Source organism: Shewanella sp. GutDb-MelDb (assembly GCF_002836075.1).
Classification (GTDB): domain Bacteria; phylum Pseudomonadota; class Gammaproteobacteria; order Enterobacterales; family Shewanellaceae; genus Shewanella.
This window is the reverse complement of record NZ_PJBM01000265.1, coordinates 25,108-40,880: the sequence shown is the minus strand read 5'-3', so window position 1 is coordinate 40,880 and position 15,773 is coordinate 25,108. Positions and strand designations below refer to the sequence as shown.

General features: G+C 43.5%; 11 protein-coding genes. 10 read left to right on the top strand and 1 reads right to left on the bottom strand.

Annotation, left to right across the window (positions count from 1 at the left end; all coding sequences use genetic code 11):
* Positions 1–19 precede the first annotated feature (19 nt).
* From infB to rpsO, 4 genes are all read left to right on the top strand, one after another.
* Positions 20–2,701, top strand: a complete 2,682-nt coding sequence (gene infB / locus CXF82_RS21780) for a translation initiation factor IF-2 (protein WP_101089999.1) — start codon at positions 20–22, stop codon at positions 2,699–2,701.
* Positions 2,702–2,765: 64 nt separating this feature from the next.
* Positions 2,766–3,194 carry a 30S ribosome-binding factor RbfA gene (gene rbfA / locus CXF82_RS21775; protein WP_101090000.1) on the top strand — a complete coding sequence of 143 codons (429 nt, stop codon included), beginning with the start codon at positions 2,766–2,768 and terminating at the stop codon, positions 3,192–3,194.
* Positions 3,194–4,144 carry a tRNA pseudouridine(55) synthase TruB gene (gene truB / locus CXF82_RS21770; RefSeq protein ID WP_101090001.1) on the top strand — a complete coding sequence of 317 codons (951 nt, stop codon included), beginning with the start codon at positions 3,194–3,196 and terminating at the stop codon, positions 4,142–4,144. The genes rbfA and truB overlap by 1 nt, the downstream gene beginning before the upstream one ends.
* A 127-nt stretch (positions 4,145–4,271) precedes the next feature.
* Positions 4,272–4,541: a 30S ribosomal protein S15 gene (gene rpsO, locus CXF82_RS21765; protein WP_101090002.1), complete on the top strand. Its 270-nt coding sequence runs from the start codon at positions 4,272–4,274 to the stop codon at positions 4,539–4,541.
* A 139-nt stretch (positions 4,542–4,680) separates the two neighbouring features.
* On the opposite strand, the gene CXF82_RS21760 is transcribed toward rpsO, so the two are convergent.
* Entirely contained in the window at positions 4,681–6,726 is a 2,046-nt protein-coding gene (locus tag CXF82_RS21760; RefSeq protein WP_101090003.1) for a putative bifunctional diguanylate cyclase/phosphodiesterase, read from the bottom strand.
* A 197-nt stretch (positions 6,727–6,923) separates the two neighbouring features.
* Between CXF82_RS21760 and pnp the strand changes: the two genes are divergently transcribed.
* From pnp to CXF82_RS21730, 6 genes are all read left to right on the top strand, one after another.
* Complete coding sequence (gene pnp, locus CXF82_RS21755; RefSeq protein ID WP_101090004.1) at positions 6,924–9,029, top strand: polyribonucleotide nucleotidyltransferase; 2,106 nt, start codon at positions 6,924–6,926, stop codon at positions 9,027–9,029.
* 224 nt (positions 9,030–9,253) lie between these two features.
* Positions 9,254–10,147 carry a lipoprotein NlpI gene (nlpI, locus tag CXF82_RS21750; RefSeq protein ID WP_101090005.1) on the top strand — a complete coding sequence of 298 codons (894 nt, stop codon included), beginning with the start codon at positions 9,254–9,256 and terminating at the stop codon, positions 10,145–10,147.
* 172 nt (positions 10,148–10,319) lie between these two features.
* Positions 10,320–11,900 carry a peptide chain release factor 3 gene (prfC, locus tag CXF82_RS21745; protein WP_101090006.1) on the top strand — a complete coding sequence of 527 codons (1,581 nt, stop codon included), beginning with the start codon at positions 10,320–10,322 and terminating at the stop codon, positions 11,898–11,900.
* Positions 11,901–12,132: 232 nt separating this feature from the next.
* Positions 12,133–12,951, top strand: coding sequence for a TatD family hydrolase (locus CXF82_RS21740; protein ID WP_257982844.1), 819 nt, complete (start codon positions 12,133–12,135; stop codon positions 12,949–12,951).
* Between the two features lie 177 nt (positions 12,952–13,128).
* Positions 13,129–14,403, top strand: coding sequence for a NupC/NupG family nucleoside CNT transporter (locus CXF82_RS21735; protein ID WP_101090007.1), 1,275 nt, complete (start codon positions 13,129–13,131; stop codon positions 14,401–14,403).
* Positions 14,404–14,745: 342 nt separating this feature from the next.
* Positions 14,746–15,591 (top strand): nucleoside-specific channel-forming Tsx family protein, encoded by an 846-nt coding sequence (locus tag CXF82_RS21730; protein WP_101090008.1) that lies wholly within the window; start codon positions 14,746–14,748, stop codon positions 15,589–15,591.
* Positions 15,592–15,773 lie beyond the last annotated feature (182 nt).

Genomic DNA, 15,773 nt, shown 5'->3' with positions numbered 1-15,773 from the left:
AACAGAGGGGAATTTATACATGGCAGATACTACAGTAGACAAACTAGCCGCAGAAGTTGGGAAAAGCGCTGATCGACTCGTCGAACAGTTTTCTCAGGCTGGCATTAAGAAATCGACAAATGATACGGTTTCAGAATCTGAAAAACAGCAGTTGCTTGATTTTCTTAAGAAGCAACACGGTGGCGAAGCTGCACCAACTAAAATGACACTTCAACGCAAGTCAGTGTCGACTTTGAGCGTTGCAGGCAGTGGCGGTCAATCAAAAGACGTTAAAGTAGAAGTGCGTAAAAAGCGTACTTTTGTTAAGCGTGATGAAGCGCAAGAAGCAGAGCTTGCTGCAGCAGCAAAAGCTGAAGAAGACGCTAAAGCTGCGACAGCAAAAGCTGAAACTGAAGCGAAGAACAAAGCTGATGAAGAAGCAAAAGCCGCGAAAGCGACTGCTAAAGTAGCAAAGAAAGAAGCTGCTCCAGTGCAAACTGCAGATGAAAAAGCCGCTACAGATGAAGCTGATAAGCTTCAAGCTGCTAAAGATGAAGTTGCTATCGCTAAGGCTGATGTTGAATCAGTTGCCGCGACAGAAGAAGCGCGTCGTCTTGCTGAAGAAAACGCTAAGCGTTGGGCTGATGAAGAAAAAGCACGTAAAGAAGCTGAAAAGACGGGTGATCACCATGTGACCACCTCGACAGAAGCACGTGCTGCTGAAGATACAGCCGATGCAAAAGCAGAAAAGAGTGGACGTCGTCCACGTAAACCTTCTGCAAATGCTGGTAACAATGCAGCTCCTAATGCTAACGCTAATGCTAATGCCGGTTCTGGTCGCCCAGGTGGTAAAGGTAAGCGCGGTAAAGACAACCGTCGCGATAGCCGTAATTCACGTAATTCACGTAATACGCGCAGCGTAGCACCTGAATCAATGGATCACGCGTTCAACAAGTCAGCTGTTGTTGTAAAGGCAGAAGTTAGCATCGGTGAAACAGTTTCAGTTTCTGAACTAGCTTCAAAGATGTCAATTAAAGCGACAGAAATCATTAAGCAGATGATGAAGATGGGCTCTATGGTTACTATTAACCAAGTCCTCGATCAAGAAACTGCCCAGCTTGTTGCCGAAGAGATGGGACATAAAGTTATCCTAACTCGCGAAAACGAGCTTGAGCATCAAGTACTTGCTGACCGTAATGGCGAAGTTAAACTTGAATCACGTGCTCCAGTGGTTACTATCATGGGTCACGTCGACCATGGTAAGACATCACTACTTGATTACATTCGTCGTGCAAAAGTAGCCTCTGGCGAAGCCGGTGGTATTACTCAGCATATTGGTGCTTACCACGTTGAAACTGACAACGGTATGATCACTTTCCTAGATACACCTGGTCACGCTGCGTTTACCGCAATGCGTGCTCGTGGTGCTAAAGCGACTGATATCGTTATTCTAGTTGTTGCTGCAGATGATGGCGTTATGCCACAAACAATCGAAGCTATCCAGCATGCTAAAGCAGGCGGTGTGCCACTGATTGTTGCCGTTAACAAAATGGATAAGCCAGAAGCTGATCCTGAGCGCGTTAAATCTGAACTGTCTCAACATGGCGTAATGTCAGAAGATTGGGGCGGAAACAACATGTTTGTTCACGTTTCAGCTAAGAGCGGTGAAGGTATTGATGATCTTCTTGAAGGTATCCTTCTAGAATCTGAAGTACTAGAACTTAAAGCGGTTCGTGAAGGTATGGCTGCAGGTGTTGTTGTTGAATCTAAGCTTGATAAAGGCCGTGGTCCAGTTGCAACAGTACTTGTACAAGAAGGTACCTTGAAGCAGGGCGATATCGTTCTTTGTGGCCTTGAGTACGGTAAAGTCCGTGCTATGCGCGACGAAAACGGTAAAACAATCACTGAAGCGGGTCCGTCGATTCCTGTTGAGATCTTAGGTCTTTCAGGTGTGCCATCTGCTGGTGATGAAGCGACTGTTGTACGTGATGAGCGTAAAGCGCGTGAAGTTGCATTGTACCGTCAAGGCAAGTTCCGTGATATTAAGTTGGCTCGCCAGCAGAAGTCTAAGCTTGAAAACATGTTCGCCAATATGGTTGAAGGTGAAGTTGAAGAGTTGAACTTAGTGCTTAAAGCTGATGTTCAAGGTTCTCTTGAAGCGATTGCTGATTCACTGAACAAGCTTTCTACTGATGAAGTTAAAGTTAACATCATCGCTCGTGGCGTAGGTGGACTCACTGAAACAGATGCTACTCTAGCGGCAGCATCTAACGCTATTATGATCGGCTTTAACGTTCGTGCAGATGCACAAGCGCGTAAAGTGGTTGACAGCGAAAGTGTAGATCTTCGTTACTACAGCATCATCTATCAGTTGATTGATGAAGTTAGAGACGCGATGAGCGGCATGCTAGCGCCAGAATTTAGACAAGAAATTATTGGTCTTGCTCAAGTTCGTGACGTATTTAAGTCTCCTAAGATTGGCTCAATTGCTGGTTGTATGGTGACCGAAGGTACTATCAAGCGTAGCGCTCCAATCCGCGTTCTGCGTGAGAACATTGTTATCTACGAAGGTGAGCTTGAATCTCTTCGTCGCTTTAAAGACGATGTTGCTGACGTTCGTAACGGCATGGAATGTGGTATCGGTGTGAAGAACTATAATGACGTCAGAGTTGGCGATCAGATTGAAGTCTTCGAAACCGTTGAGATAGCGCGTACTCTGTAACGCATCTTGTAACTTACTTATAGGGGCGGCGTTAGCCGCCCTTACTATTTAGGGCAAATATATCATGGCAAAAGAATTTAGTCGTACACGCCGCATAGCACAACAGCTACAACAAGAGTTGGCGCAGGTGCTACAGCGTGACATGAAAGACCCTCGTATCGGTTTTGTCACCGTTAATGATGTCGATGTTTCGCGTGACTTAAGCTATGCAAAAGTTTACGTGACTTTCTTTGAAGAAGACGAAAGTCTTGTTAAAGAAAAGGTCAAAGCATTAGATGATGCAGCGGGCTATATCCGTTCACTTGTCGCTGGGCGCATGAAATTGCGTGTGATGCCTGAACTGCGTTTTATCTATGACAGTTCATTGGTTGAAGGTATGCGTATGTCAAACCTTGTTAGCCGCGTGATCAGTAATGATGCAGCTAAGCAGCAAGAGCACGGCACTGAAGAAGACATTGAGCAAGACAGTAACAAGGCTGAGGACGACAAGTAATGGGTCGTCGTTCTCGTGGCCGTCACGTTGATGGCGTGTTACTGCTAGACAAAGATACTGGCATGAGCTCAAATTTTGCTTTGCAAAGAGTAAAGCGATTTTTTGATGCAAACAAGGCTGGCCATACTGGCGCGCTTGATCCATTAGCGACTGGCATGCTGCCTATCTGTTTAGGCGAAGCGACTAAGTTTTCCCAGCACCTACTCGATGCTGATAAACGTTACTTAGTCACGGCTAAACTTGGTGAGCGCACTGATACTAGCGATTCAGATGGTGAAGTGGTTCAGACCCGAGAAATGGATTTTACTCAAGCGCAGTTAGATACCGCTCTTGAATATTTTCGTGGCAAAACCATGCAAGTTCCTTCAATGTTCTCAGCGCTTAAATATAAAGGGCAACCTTTGTATAAGTACGCCCGTGAAGGCATTGAGGTTCCGCGTGAAGCGCGGCAGATCAATGTGTTTGAGCTTAACTTTATTAGCCTAGAAGGCAATGAGTTAACTCTAGATATACATTGTTCTAAAGGGACTTACATCCGCACGATTACCGATGATTTAGGTGAAATGCTAGGTTGTGGTGCACATGTCATTATGCTGCGTCGCACTCAAGTTGCGGGTTACCCATACGATAATATGGTGTCACTAGCACAGCTTGAAGCGCTTGTTACTCAGGTTGAAGAGGAGTCTTTAACCTTAGCAGAGGTATTGGATCCCCTTCTATTGCCGATGGATACAGCAGTGAGTGGCTTTAAAGAGATTAACGTCTCTGATGACATGGCGCCATTCTTAATGAATGGCAACCCAATACAGATTGCTAATTTGCCCGTTGATGAGCTTGTGCGGATCACTTTAGGTGATGAACGTAAGTTTGTTGGTGTAGGCCAAATGAATGATGACGGCCTGCTTGCGCCTAAGCGCCTTATCGTTTTGAGAACTGAATCTGACGAATAGCCTTGTTTTATCGTGCGGTAGGGGAATCTAGTTGCTACTCCTTCGCTTAATAGGTAGAATACGCGCTCACTTTAGCTGAGTTAGTGATCGGCTAAAGATTTATTAACGCATTATTTGGAGAGACAACATGTCACTAAATGCTGAACAAACTGCTACTATTCTGGCTGAATTCGGTCGTTGTGAAAACGATACAGGTTCTTCTGAAGTTCAGGTAGCTCTGCTAACTGCACAGATTAACCACCTTCAAGGTCACTTTAAAGAGCACATCCACGATCACCATTCACGTCGTGGTCTACTACGTATGGTTAACACACGTCGTAAACTTCTTGCATATCTTAAGCGTACTGAAAACGTTCGCTACCAAGAGCTAATCAAGAAGTTAGGTCTACGTCGTTAATCTTTTATTAGATTACGTTTGACCTATTAAAAGGAGGCTTAGCCTCCTTTTTTTGTGCCTGTAATAAGCTGGATAATATTTACAATTCGTGTGGTCATTGATAGAACTGCAAGGGGATTAGATTGGGTTGCGGCTCGAGTTATCCCAAAGATTTAGTCGCTTGATGATAGCGTTTAATGTATTTATCTTCGAAGGCTTCTAATGCCAAAGGCTTGCTAAAGAAATACCCTTGACCTATTGAGCAATCACGCTCTTGCAGCCATTTAAGCTGTGCTTCGTTTTCAATTCCTTCTGCAACAATCTTTAAATTTAATTGTTTTCCTAGCATTAAAATGGTTGAAGCAATGGCACTCTCTTGCGGTAAATCACTGACAAAACATCGGTCAATTTTCATGGTAGTGATTGGCAGTTGACGCAGGTATGACAGCGAAGAGTAACCAGTACCGAAATCATCAATGGCAATGCTAAACCCTGCAGCGCGTAACTGTTCAAGTTTTTTAATCGCGAGTTGCACGTCATCAATGAGTGACGTTTCAGTGATCTCAATCTCTAATAGTTCAGCTGCAATCTGGTAGCGCAATACTGCTTGTTTTATGTCAGGTACGAGACTCGTATGTTCAAACTGTTGTGAGGCGACATTGACAGCAATAGGCAGCGAGACATTGTATTGTTGTTGCCATTTCTGAATGGTTCGGCAACTCTCCTCTATCACCCAGCGCCCGAGCGGAATGATAATGCCTGTCTCTTCGGCGACCGGTATAAACGACATCGGACTGATAAGCCGGCCATCTTTTTTCCATCGGATCAAGGCTTCGCAACCGACGAGTTCACCGGTTTTTATATCAAGCTTAGGTTGAAAATGCAGGACAAACTCTTCATTTATCAGTGCGTCATGTAAGGATGCTTCGGTTCTTAGCCGCACGGCTGCTCTCTCGGTCATCTGCTGCTTGAAGAATGCCCATTGATTAGAACCAGCCGCTTTTGCACTGTACATTGCAATATCGGCGTGGCGAATAAGATCTTCAGCGGCTAACCCGTCGTCAGGATAGAGAGATATCCCAACGGACGCGGCAGGATGAATTGCATACTCATTGAGATGCATTGGTGTATTGAGCTGCAGCAGAAGTTTCTCGACGAACTCGGCGGCGAGGGTCGGCGAGGTTAATCCATCGGCCAAAATGACAAATTCATCTCCGCCTAAACGAGCCACAGTCCCTCGCTCTCCGACTGCACTCTCGAGGACCCGTGCTATCCGCACTAGAAACTGATCACCCAATGCATGGCCGAGCGAATCGTTAATATTTTTAAACCTATCTAAGTCAATGAATAGCAGCACAAACTGAGCTTTATTTACTCTAGCTCGTTGAATTGTCACCGCGATGGTCTCAAGTAAAAGGGCCCGATTAGGCAAGCCTGTCAATGAATCTCTGGTGGCCATTTTACGCAGTTTATTCTGTGTTTTGGCAAATTGAACCAGGATTTGATTGAATTTACTGGTGACAAGCCCAAGCTCATCATCCATGTGCGGCCGAGAATTTGGCAGCAGATTATCACCCGGTGATTCAGGATCTATTCTATCAATGGCTTCGCTTATTCTAGCGATAGGTTGAGTTAAGAAACGGTGAAAGACAATTGACAGTACTAATGTGAGTAAGAACGCGCGAGCGAGGGTGGCCCAGAGGCTATAACGTAACGTTGAGAATAGCGAACTGGTCAACTCTTGAACATCGTAGTTGAGAGTGAGTTTACCAATGATCTCTTTCTTATAACGACTACTGGTGAAAAAAGGGCGGTAAAGCGAGCGAGATATTTGATTGAGATCACCAAACAGTTCATCACTGATACCTTGGAATAACGTCGATGTTTTTGCTGACGGAGTGCTGTTGACGGCAACAAAGCGACTGCCATCATCTAACTCTATGGTAGCTGAATCAATATTATCGACCTTCAACAAACCTTGAATCGTTTGAGCGGCTAAAGTTTCGTCCATTGCCCAGACCGCATTAGCCGCAGGTTGTTCTACCGAATCGAGTAATTCCTGCTGCGTTGCAATAAGTTGCTGGCGTGCGTTGACAAAAGCTAACGATATTTCAACAAGAAAAATAGCAACAGCAAAAAATAACGTTGAAGAAACAACAAGTATTGTTTGCTTCCAAGTCAGTGATTTAAAATTTTCCTTTGTCAACTATTTTCCTTTATTTCAATGCCTTATGCTTGCTTAGAACGGCGGGTGATTGTATTCCAGGAAACATACTATTAGTAATCTGCTCACTTTAGAGAAAAGAATCGGCTTTGTCATTAATCATTCCCTTTATCTATTGAATAAACTTGAAGTATACTTACGCGCGTAATTAAGGTAATTAAATTTAAGGAATGGTTCACGTGAATCCAATCGTAAAGAGTTTTGAATATGGTCAGCACACCGTTACATTAGAAACGGGTGTTATCGCACGTCAAGCAGACGCCGCTGTTTTAGCAAGTATGGGTGATACAACAGTATTAGTGACTGTTGTTGGAAAGAAAGCTGAAGAGCCAGGCCGTGACTTTTTCCCGCTTACAGTTAATTACCAGGAAAGAACATACGCAGCCGGTAAAATCCCAGGCGGATTTTTCAAGCGTGAAGGTCGTCCATCTGAAAGCGAAACACTGATTGCACGTCTAATTGACCGTCCAATCCGTCCATTATTCCCAAATGGCTTCAAGAATGAAGTTCAGGTAATTATCACAGTAGTTTCTGTCGATCCTGAAATCAATCCTGATGTTATTTCGATGATTGGTACTTCGGCAGCATTGGCTATCTCTGGTCTGCCGTTCAATGGTCCACTAGGTGTGGCACGTGTTGGTTATATCGGTGGCGAATATGTGCTTAACCCAAATGTAAGTCAACTTGTTGAGAGTGATCTTGATTTAGTTGTTGCGGGTACTGATGCTGCTGTTCTAATGGTTGAATCAGAAGCTGCTTCTCTACCTGAAGAAGTTATGTTGGGTGGTGTGGTTTATGGCCATGACCAGCAGCAAGTAGTGATTAATGCTATTAGCGAGCTTAAAGCTGAAGCTGGCAAGCCTGCATGGGACTGGACAGCTCCAGTTCAAGACGCAGACCTTGTTGCTAAGATTAAAGATTTGGCTGAGGCCGACATGGCCGCTGCTTACCAAATCGAAGTTAAGCAAGATCGTTACACTCAAGTTGGCGTTGTAAAATCTGCTGCTAAAGAAGCATTATTAGCTGAAAACCCAGAAGCTAACTTGCGCGAAATCGACGGCCTTCTTGGTAGCTTAGAGAAGAAAGTCGTTCGTAGCCGTATTATTGCTGGCAACCCACGTATCGATGGTCGTGAGCCAGATATGGTTCGTGCACTTAACGTTATGGCTGGTGTTCTTCCACGTACTCACGGTAGTTCACTGTTTACTCGTGGCGAAACTCAAGCACTTGTGACTTGTACACTGGGTACTGAGCGTGACGCTCAGAAAGTAGACAGCATCATGGGCGAATACACAAATCGCTTTATGCTGCACTATAACTTCCCTCCATACTCTGTTGGTGAAACAGGTTTTGTTGGTTCGCCTAAGCGCCGCGAAATCGGTCACGGCAAGCTAGCATGGCGTGGTATGCAAGCGGTTATGCCTTCGCCTGAAGATTTCCCATACAGCATTCGTGTTGTATCAGAGATCACTGAATCTAACGGTTCAAGCTCAATGGCTTCTGTATGTGGTACGTCTCTTGCGCTTATGGATGCAGGTGTTCCAATTAAGACTTCTGTTGCAGGTATTGCAATGGGTCTAGTTAAAGAAGGCGACGATTTCGTTGTTCTTTCTGACATCCTAGGTGATGAAGATCATCTTGGTGACATGGACTTTAAAGTTGCTGGTACTCGTGACGGTATTACTGCTCTGCAGATGGATATCAAGATTGAAGGTATCACTAAAGACATCATGGAAATTGCACTGCAACAAGCTTACGGTGCACGTGTTCATATCCTAAACGTAATGGACCAAGCAATTGGAACACATCGTGACGATATCTCTGATCACGCTCCACGTATCACGACTCTTAAGATTAACCCTGAGAAAATTCGTGATGTTATCGGTAAAGGTGGTGCAACAATTCGTGCACTTACTGAAGAAACTGGTACTACAATCGAGCTTGAAGATGATGGAACAGTGAAGATTGCTTCTTCAAACGGCGAAGCAACTAAAGAAGCTATCCGTCGTATCGAAGAGATCACTGCTGAAGTTGAAGTCGGTACTGTCTACAACGGTAAAGTTGTTCGTATCGTTGACTTCGGTGCCTTCGTAACGATTCTTCCTGGTAAAGATGGTCTAGTTCATATTTCTCAAATCGCTGAAGAGCGTGTTGCGAATGTGTCTGACTACTTAGAAGTTGGCCAAGAAGTTAAAGTTAAAGTAATGGAAGTTGACCGCCAAGGTCGTGTGCGTCTTTCTATGAAAGAAGCAGCGCCTAAAGTTGAAGCTCCTGTTGCAGAATAAACCATAACGGTTTGTTTAAAAGGAGGCCATACGGCCTCCTTTTTTGTGCCTGTGATTTATTTCAACCATTTTTGTGATCAGCAAAATGACCTAAGATGGACAGAAAAGAGGCAGTCGTTGGGTAATAATTAGCGTAAATGAGATTATTTTTCAATTCCTTGATAGCAGTAGTAACAGGGGATTGCTATTATTGGGGCTATTGCTGAACTCAAAAGGTTAAATGGATGAATCAAAAGATGCGTACCAGCGTGGTTGTGGTGATTGCCGGGATCAGTATGTTGCTGACCGGGTGTGTCTCAACTCAATCAGGTAGCAACCAACAAGCCTCCATCAAAGTCGCGCCAGTTTCCCCAGACTATAAATTAGAGATAACCTTAGCTAAGCTCAATGAAATATTATCGAGTATGGAGTTGACGCAAGAGCAGCGTGCGCGTTTTCACTATGATCGTGGCGTGATCTATGATCGAGTCGGTTTACGGATTCTTAGCCGTATTGATTTTCATCAAGCCCTTAAATTACAGCCCAATCTAGCTGATGCTTATAACTTCCTTGGCATTTATTACACTCAAGAAAATGAGTTCGAAAGTGCCTATGAAGCGTTTGATGCTGTGTTAGAACTGTCTCCAGAATATGATTACGCTTATCTTAATCGCGGTATTTCATTGTATTATGGTGAGCGTTCAGAACTTGCAGTCTCGGACATGGATGCATTTTATAGCAAGGACACCTCGGACGGTTACCGCGTACTATGGCTATATATAGCAGAAAGAGAAGTCGACGCACAAAGCGCAACGTTGAGAATGACAGCTAACCGCGCGAAATTAAACCCAGATGCTTGGTCAACGGCGTTAGTGGATTACTATCTCGGCACTAAAGATAAAGAAGCTGTTTTCGCTTTAGCAAAAGAGGGCTTAAAGCATCCAAATGAGTATGCTGAACGTTTATGTGAAGCCTATTTCTATATGGCTAAGATAGCCCAGCAACGTGGTGATAATGCCGAAGCAGCTAATTATTTTAGACTTGCGCTAGCGACCAACATCTATGATTTTGTAGAGCACAGATATGCACGTTTAGAGCTTGCCCGAGTGAATGCAGCAATGGCTACTGTCGTCAATTAAGTTTGGCTACGAATTATTTTTGAAGCAAGCCTCCTTTTTGGAGGCTTTTTTATTGAGCTGTTGCTATTTCAAATCAGTTTCAATATTGATTTAAGCGACGGCACTGGTAGCCAAAATATAGGTGAGCAGCTATAATTGCCGCCTTTGTGCACTCCCAGAATTACAGGTAAACATGTCAGGCAATAAAGTTGAGGTCGACAAGCGTCGTACTTTTGCCATCATCTCTCACCCAGATGCGGGTAAAACCACCATTACTGAAAAAGTTCTTTTGTTCGGAAACGCTTTGCAAAAAGCGGGAACAGTAAAAGGCAAAAAATCAGGTCAGCATGCTAAATCTGACTGGATGGAGATGGAAAAAGATCGTGGAATTTCAATTACGACATCTGTGATGCAATTTCCGTACAGTGATACCTTAATTAACTTGCTTGATACGCCTGGTCATGAAGACTTCTCTGAAGATACTTATCGTACCTTAACGGCTGTCGACTCATGTTTGATGGTTATCGATTCCGCTAAAGGTGTTGAGCAACGTACTATTAAGTTGATGGAAGTGACCCGTCTACGTGATACGCCAATCGTTACCTTCATGAACAAACTCGATCGTGATATTCGCGACCCCGTCGAACTGATGGATGAAGTTGAAGAGGTGCTTAATATTAAATGTGCACCTATCACTTGGCCCATTGGTGCAGGTAAAGAGTTTAAAGGTGTTTATCACCTACTGCGTGATGAGGTTATTCTTTATCAAGGTGGTATGGGGCATACAATACAAGATTCAAAAATCATCAAGGGTTTAGATAACCCTGAACTTGACGACGCTATTGGCACCTATGCTGACGAAGTGCGTGAAGAGATGGAGCTTGTTGTTGGCGCTTCACATGAATTTGATCATGAGCTGTTTTTAAAAGGCGAACTGACACCCGTTTACTTTGGTACCGCGTTGGGTAACTTTGGTGTTGATCATATTCTTGATGGTATTGTTGAGTGGGCGCCTACTCCGCAGGCCCGTGAAACCGAAACACGAGTTATCGAGCCTAGCGAATCTAAGTTCAGTGGCTTTATATTTAAGATCCAAGCAAATATGGATCCTAAACATCGTGATCGCGTTGCCTTTATGCGTGTCTGTTCTGGTCGTTATGAGCAGGGCATGAAGATGCATCATGTGCGTTTAGGTAAAGATGTCAACGTGAGCGATGCTCTGACCTTTATGGCTGGTGATCGTAACCGTGCCGAGGCCGCTTATCCTGGCGATATTATTGGTTTGCATAATCACGGTACTATTCGTATTGGCGATACCTTTACTCAAGGTGAAAAGCTGCGTTTTACCGGTATTCCTAACTTTGCACCGGAAATGTTCCGTCGTATTCGTCTAAGAGATCCACTAAAGCAAAAGCAATTGCTTAAAGGGTTAGTGCAGCTATCTGAAGAGGGTGCTGTACAGGTATTTAGACCCATAGATAGCAATGACCTCATTGTTGGTGCGGTCGGTGTGTTGCAGTTTGAAGTGGTTGTTGGTCGACTAAAGACTGAATATAAAGTTGAAGCTATTTATGAAGCAATCAGTGTTGCGACTGCACGTTGGGTTTATTGTGACGATCACAAAAAACTTGATGAGTTTAGCCGTAAATGCAGCATGAACTTAGCACTCGATGGCGGCGATAATCTGACTTATATCGCTCCAACGATGATTAACTTAAACTTGTCGATGGAACGTTATCCAGATATTGAATTCGCTAAGACGCGTGAGAACTAATCTCAGCTGATGATGTTCAATAATGAAACCCAAGCAAATGCTTGGGTTTTTTATTGGGCTAATAGAAATATAACGAGCTTCATTTCATCAGCGTCAGTGACTATGCTGGGTTCTATATTTGAAGTGCGTGATGACTTACTGTAAAGATTAACAATGCAGTGCGGCCGTTAGCGAGATAATACTGATAAGTAACGGCACTTATAAGTAACATAAATAGGGAACTCGAGCATAAATGGCGATAGTAGAGATGAATTCCAGCCCCGAACAGCAGCCTAAAATGAGCCCTTTAATCGACAGCCATGCGCATTTAGACTTTGCTGAGTTTGATCATGATAGAGCTGAGCTGTTTGAAAAGATGAAGGCACAAGGGATCACTCAAGTCGTGATCCCGGGGGTTTCAGAAGACAAATGGCTTAACCAACTTCACATTGCTAGCACCTATAATTGCGCTTTTGCTTTAGGGGTGCACCCATGGTTTTGTGATTCAATGACAGAGCAAACGTTACCTAATCTCAGACAGTTACTGTTGAGTCTGCATCAACAGCGAAAACTTGTTGCAATTGGCGAGTGTGGTTTAGATAAGTTACATAAAAGTAATTTCACTACGCAATTGTCAGTGTTCAGAGCGCACATTTTACTGGCTCAAGAATTCGATCTACCTCTCATTATTCACTGTGTTAAAAGCCATGAAGAGATGCTAGGTCTACTGAAAAGCGCAAAAAATGCTAAAAAAGGAGTGATCCATGGCTTTTACGGCGGGCCAGAGCTTGCTTTGCGTTATGTTAATTTAGGTTACAAATTAGGGATAGGTGGTTTGCTATTAAATGATAGCGCTAAAAAACTCCAACAAACGGTAGCACAATTGCCCCTCAGTGCATTTGTATTAGAAACAGATTCTCCTGCTATGAGCCCTATAAGTAGCGAGAATGATCGAAATACTCCGTTGATTTTGCCTTTATTACTCAAAAAAATAGCAAGTTTACAAAAGAAAACGAATGTTCTTATATCAGAACAGTTGTATTTTAATGCAACGCAACTCTTTGACCTTTAGTTTTTTTTGATTAAACAGATGTAACTCGCATCAGAATAACCAACGAAATCATTGAAATAAAACTTCAAAAATTTGATCAATACGACGCTTTTAGGCTTCCGCTCGGGTATAATCGACCGCGGAAAAAGGTTGGTTAACAACATAATTAAAAAGTATTAACATATAGGGTGATGGTTAATGGATATTTTAATGAGTTTAGTAGGGGTGGTCACCTTACTTGCGATCGCTTTCGGGCTTTCAAATAATAAAAAAGCAATTAACAAACGTACCGTTTTTGGTGCATTAGCAATTCAGGCCATTTTTGGTGGTTTCGTATTGTATGTACCAGTTGGGCAAGAAGTGCTTGGCGGTGTTTCAATGGGTGTTGCCAATGTTATTGGTTATTCTCAAGCTGGTATCGACTTCCTATTTGGTGGTCTAGGTACTGACGCTATGTTCGCAAACGGTGTTGGCTTCGTCTTCGCTATCCGCGTTCTACCCGTTATTATCTTCTTCTCTTCTTTGATTGCTGTACTTTATTACCTTGGCATCATGCAGATGGTTATTAAGTTCATCGGTGGTGGTCTACAGAAGGCACTAGGTACAAGCCGTACAGAATCTATGGCTGCTACTGCAAACATCTTCGTTGGTCAAACAGAAGCGCCGCTTGTTGTACGTCCTTTCATTGCGACTATGACGAACTCTGAGCTATTCGCAATCATGGTTGGTGGTTTAGCATCAATCGCGGGTGCGGTACTTGCTGGTTATGCAGGTATGGGCGTTAAAATAGAATACTTGGTTGCTGCCTCTTTCATGGCTGCTCCTGGTGGTCTTATGATGGCTAAGCTTATCCATCCAGAGACTGAAGCAACTAAAAACGACATGGACGATCTGCCTGAAGACACTGATAAGCCAGCTAACGTCATCGACGCTGCTGCTGCCGGTGCTGCTTCTGGTATGCATTTAGCACTAAACGTTGGTGCAATGCTTCTTGCTTTCGTTGGTCTTATCGCGATGCTTAACGGTTTGTTAGGTGGTCTTGGTGGATTAGTTGGTTTTGAGAACTTAACTCTAGAGCTTATCTTAGGTTACTTGTTCATGCCTCTAGCATTCCTTATCGGTGTGCCTTGGAATGAAGCAATGGTTGCAGGTTCTTTCATTGGTCAGAAGATCATTGTTAACGAATTCGTCGCTTACCTAAACTTCGCACCTTACCTAAAAGATATTGCTGATGGCGGTATGGTAGTTGCTGAAACTGGTCTTGCTATGACTGATAGAACTAAAGCTATCATCTCATTCGCACTCTGTGGATTTGCTAACTTATCTTCAATCGCAATTCTACTTGGTGGTCTAGGCGCTATGGCTCCAAGCCGTCGTCATGACCTTGCTAAGTTAGGTGTTCGTGCCGTTATAGCTGCGTCGCTAGCGAACCTAATGAGTGCCACAATTGCGGGTCTTTTCTTAGCATTGTAAGCACTTTGAGATTGGGTAGGCAATCGTCGCCCAATCTAGGCTCTGCTCTTGTTGAGCAGAGCCACTATTAAGTCAATCGTTTTCCAATTAAGAATTTTTTACGAAATGATCAATAACTAAGGTTAGGGTTCCTTTCGGCATAAAAACGACAATAACAATGATATGGCAGCTTAATCTGTCGATAAATCATGACTTTGTTCGAATGTTAAAACTTAGTGTTCGCATTTTTACATAAATACTGTTGAAGTTTGGCATAAATTAAGTAAAATGCGACGCCATAAAAAAGAAACGCTGACTCTTCATAAAGTAGAGCGGTAAAACCATAAATAAATGGGGTTGATGATGAAAAACGTTAAAACTATAGCACTAGCTACAGCACTCGCAGCAACAGCAGCAATGTCTGCACCAACATTCGCAGCAGATCGCGGCGATGATATCCGTTCTGGCGATTACAGCTGGATGCAGTTCAACGCAATGTATGCGTTCAACGAGCTTCCACGTTCTGACGCTGATGACGGCGGACATGACTATCTAGAAATGGAATTCGGCGGCCGCGCTGGTGTTGTTGACCTATACGGTTATGTCGATGTTTTCAACCTTGCAACTGGTGATTCTGGCGATAAAGCTACAGGCACTGGCAAAAGCAAGATGTTCATGAAGTTCGCTCCTCGTTTCTCTATCGATGCGATGACTGGTTGGGATCTTTCTGCTGGTCCTATCCAAGAAGTTTACATCTCAACTCTATTCAACTGGGGTGGCGGTGTTATCGGCGAAGATGTTAACTCATCTTTCTGGGGTATCGGTGCTGACGTAATGGTTCCATGGTTAGGTAAAACTGGCATGAACGTATACGCTTTCTACGACATGAATGCTAAAGAGTGGAACGGTTATCAGTTCTCTATGAACTGGTTCAAGCCTTTCATGAACTTCGACAATGGTAGCTTTGTGTCTTTCCAAGGTTATGTTGATTACCAGTTTGGTGCTGACTCAAATTCAACTGCTTTCGTACCTACTACATCTAGTGGTGGTGCTGCATACTTCGGTGTGCATTGGCATTCAGACAACTATGCTCTTGGTTATGGTCTAAAAGCATACCAAGATGTTTACCTAGTTGAAGATGGTGTTGGCGCACTAGATCTAGAAGCAACTGGTTTCGCACATTATCTAACGGCTACTTACAAGTTCTAAGCAATCGCTTAAAACATAGTTAAGTATATGTCAGAGCCGCGTAGTTTCGCGGCTCTAACTAACGTTTACACACTGTAACGTTGACGATTAAATTTATAATACAACTTTTGCTGAATTGATAAGGTAAACGTCTTAATTTTTACTTAAGCATGAACTATATTTAATGAACTTGTTTAGGTAAG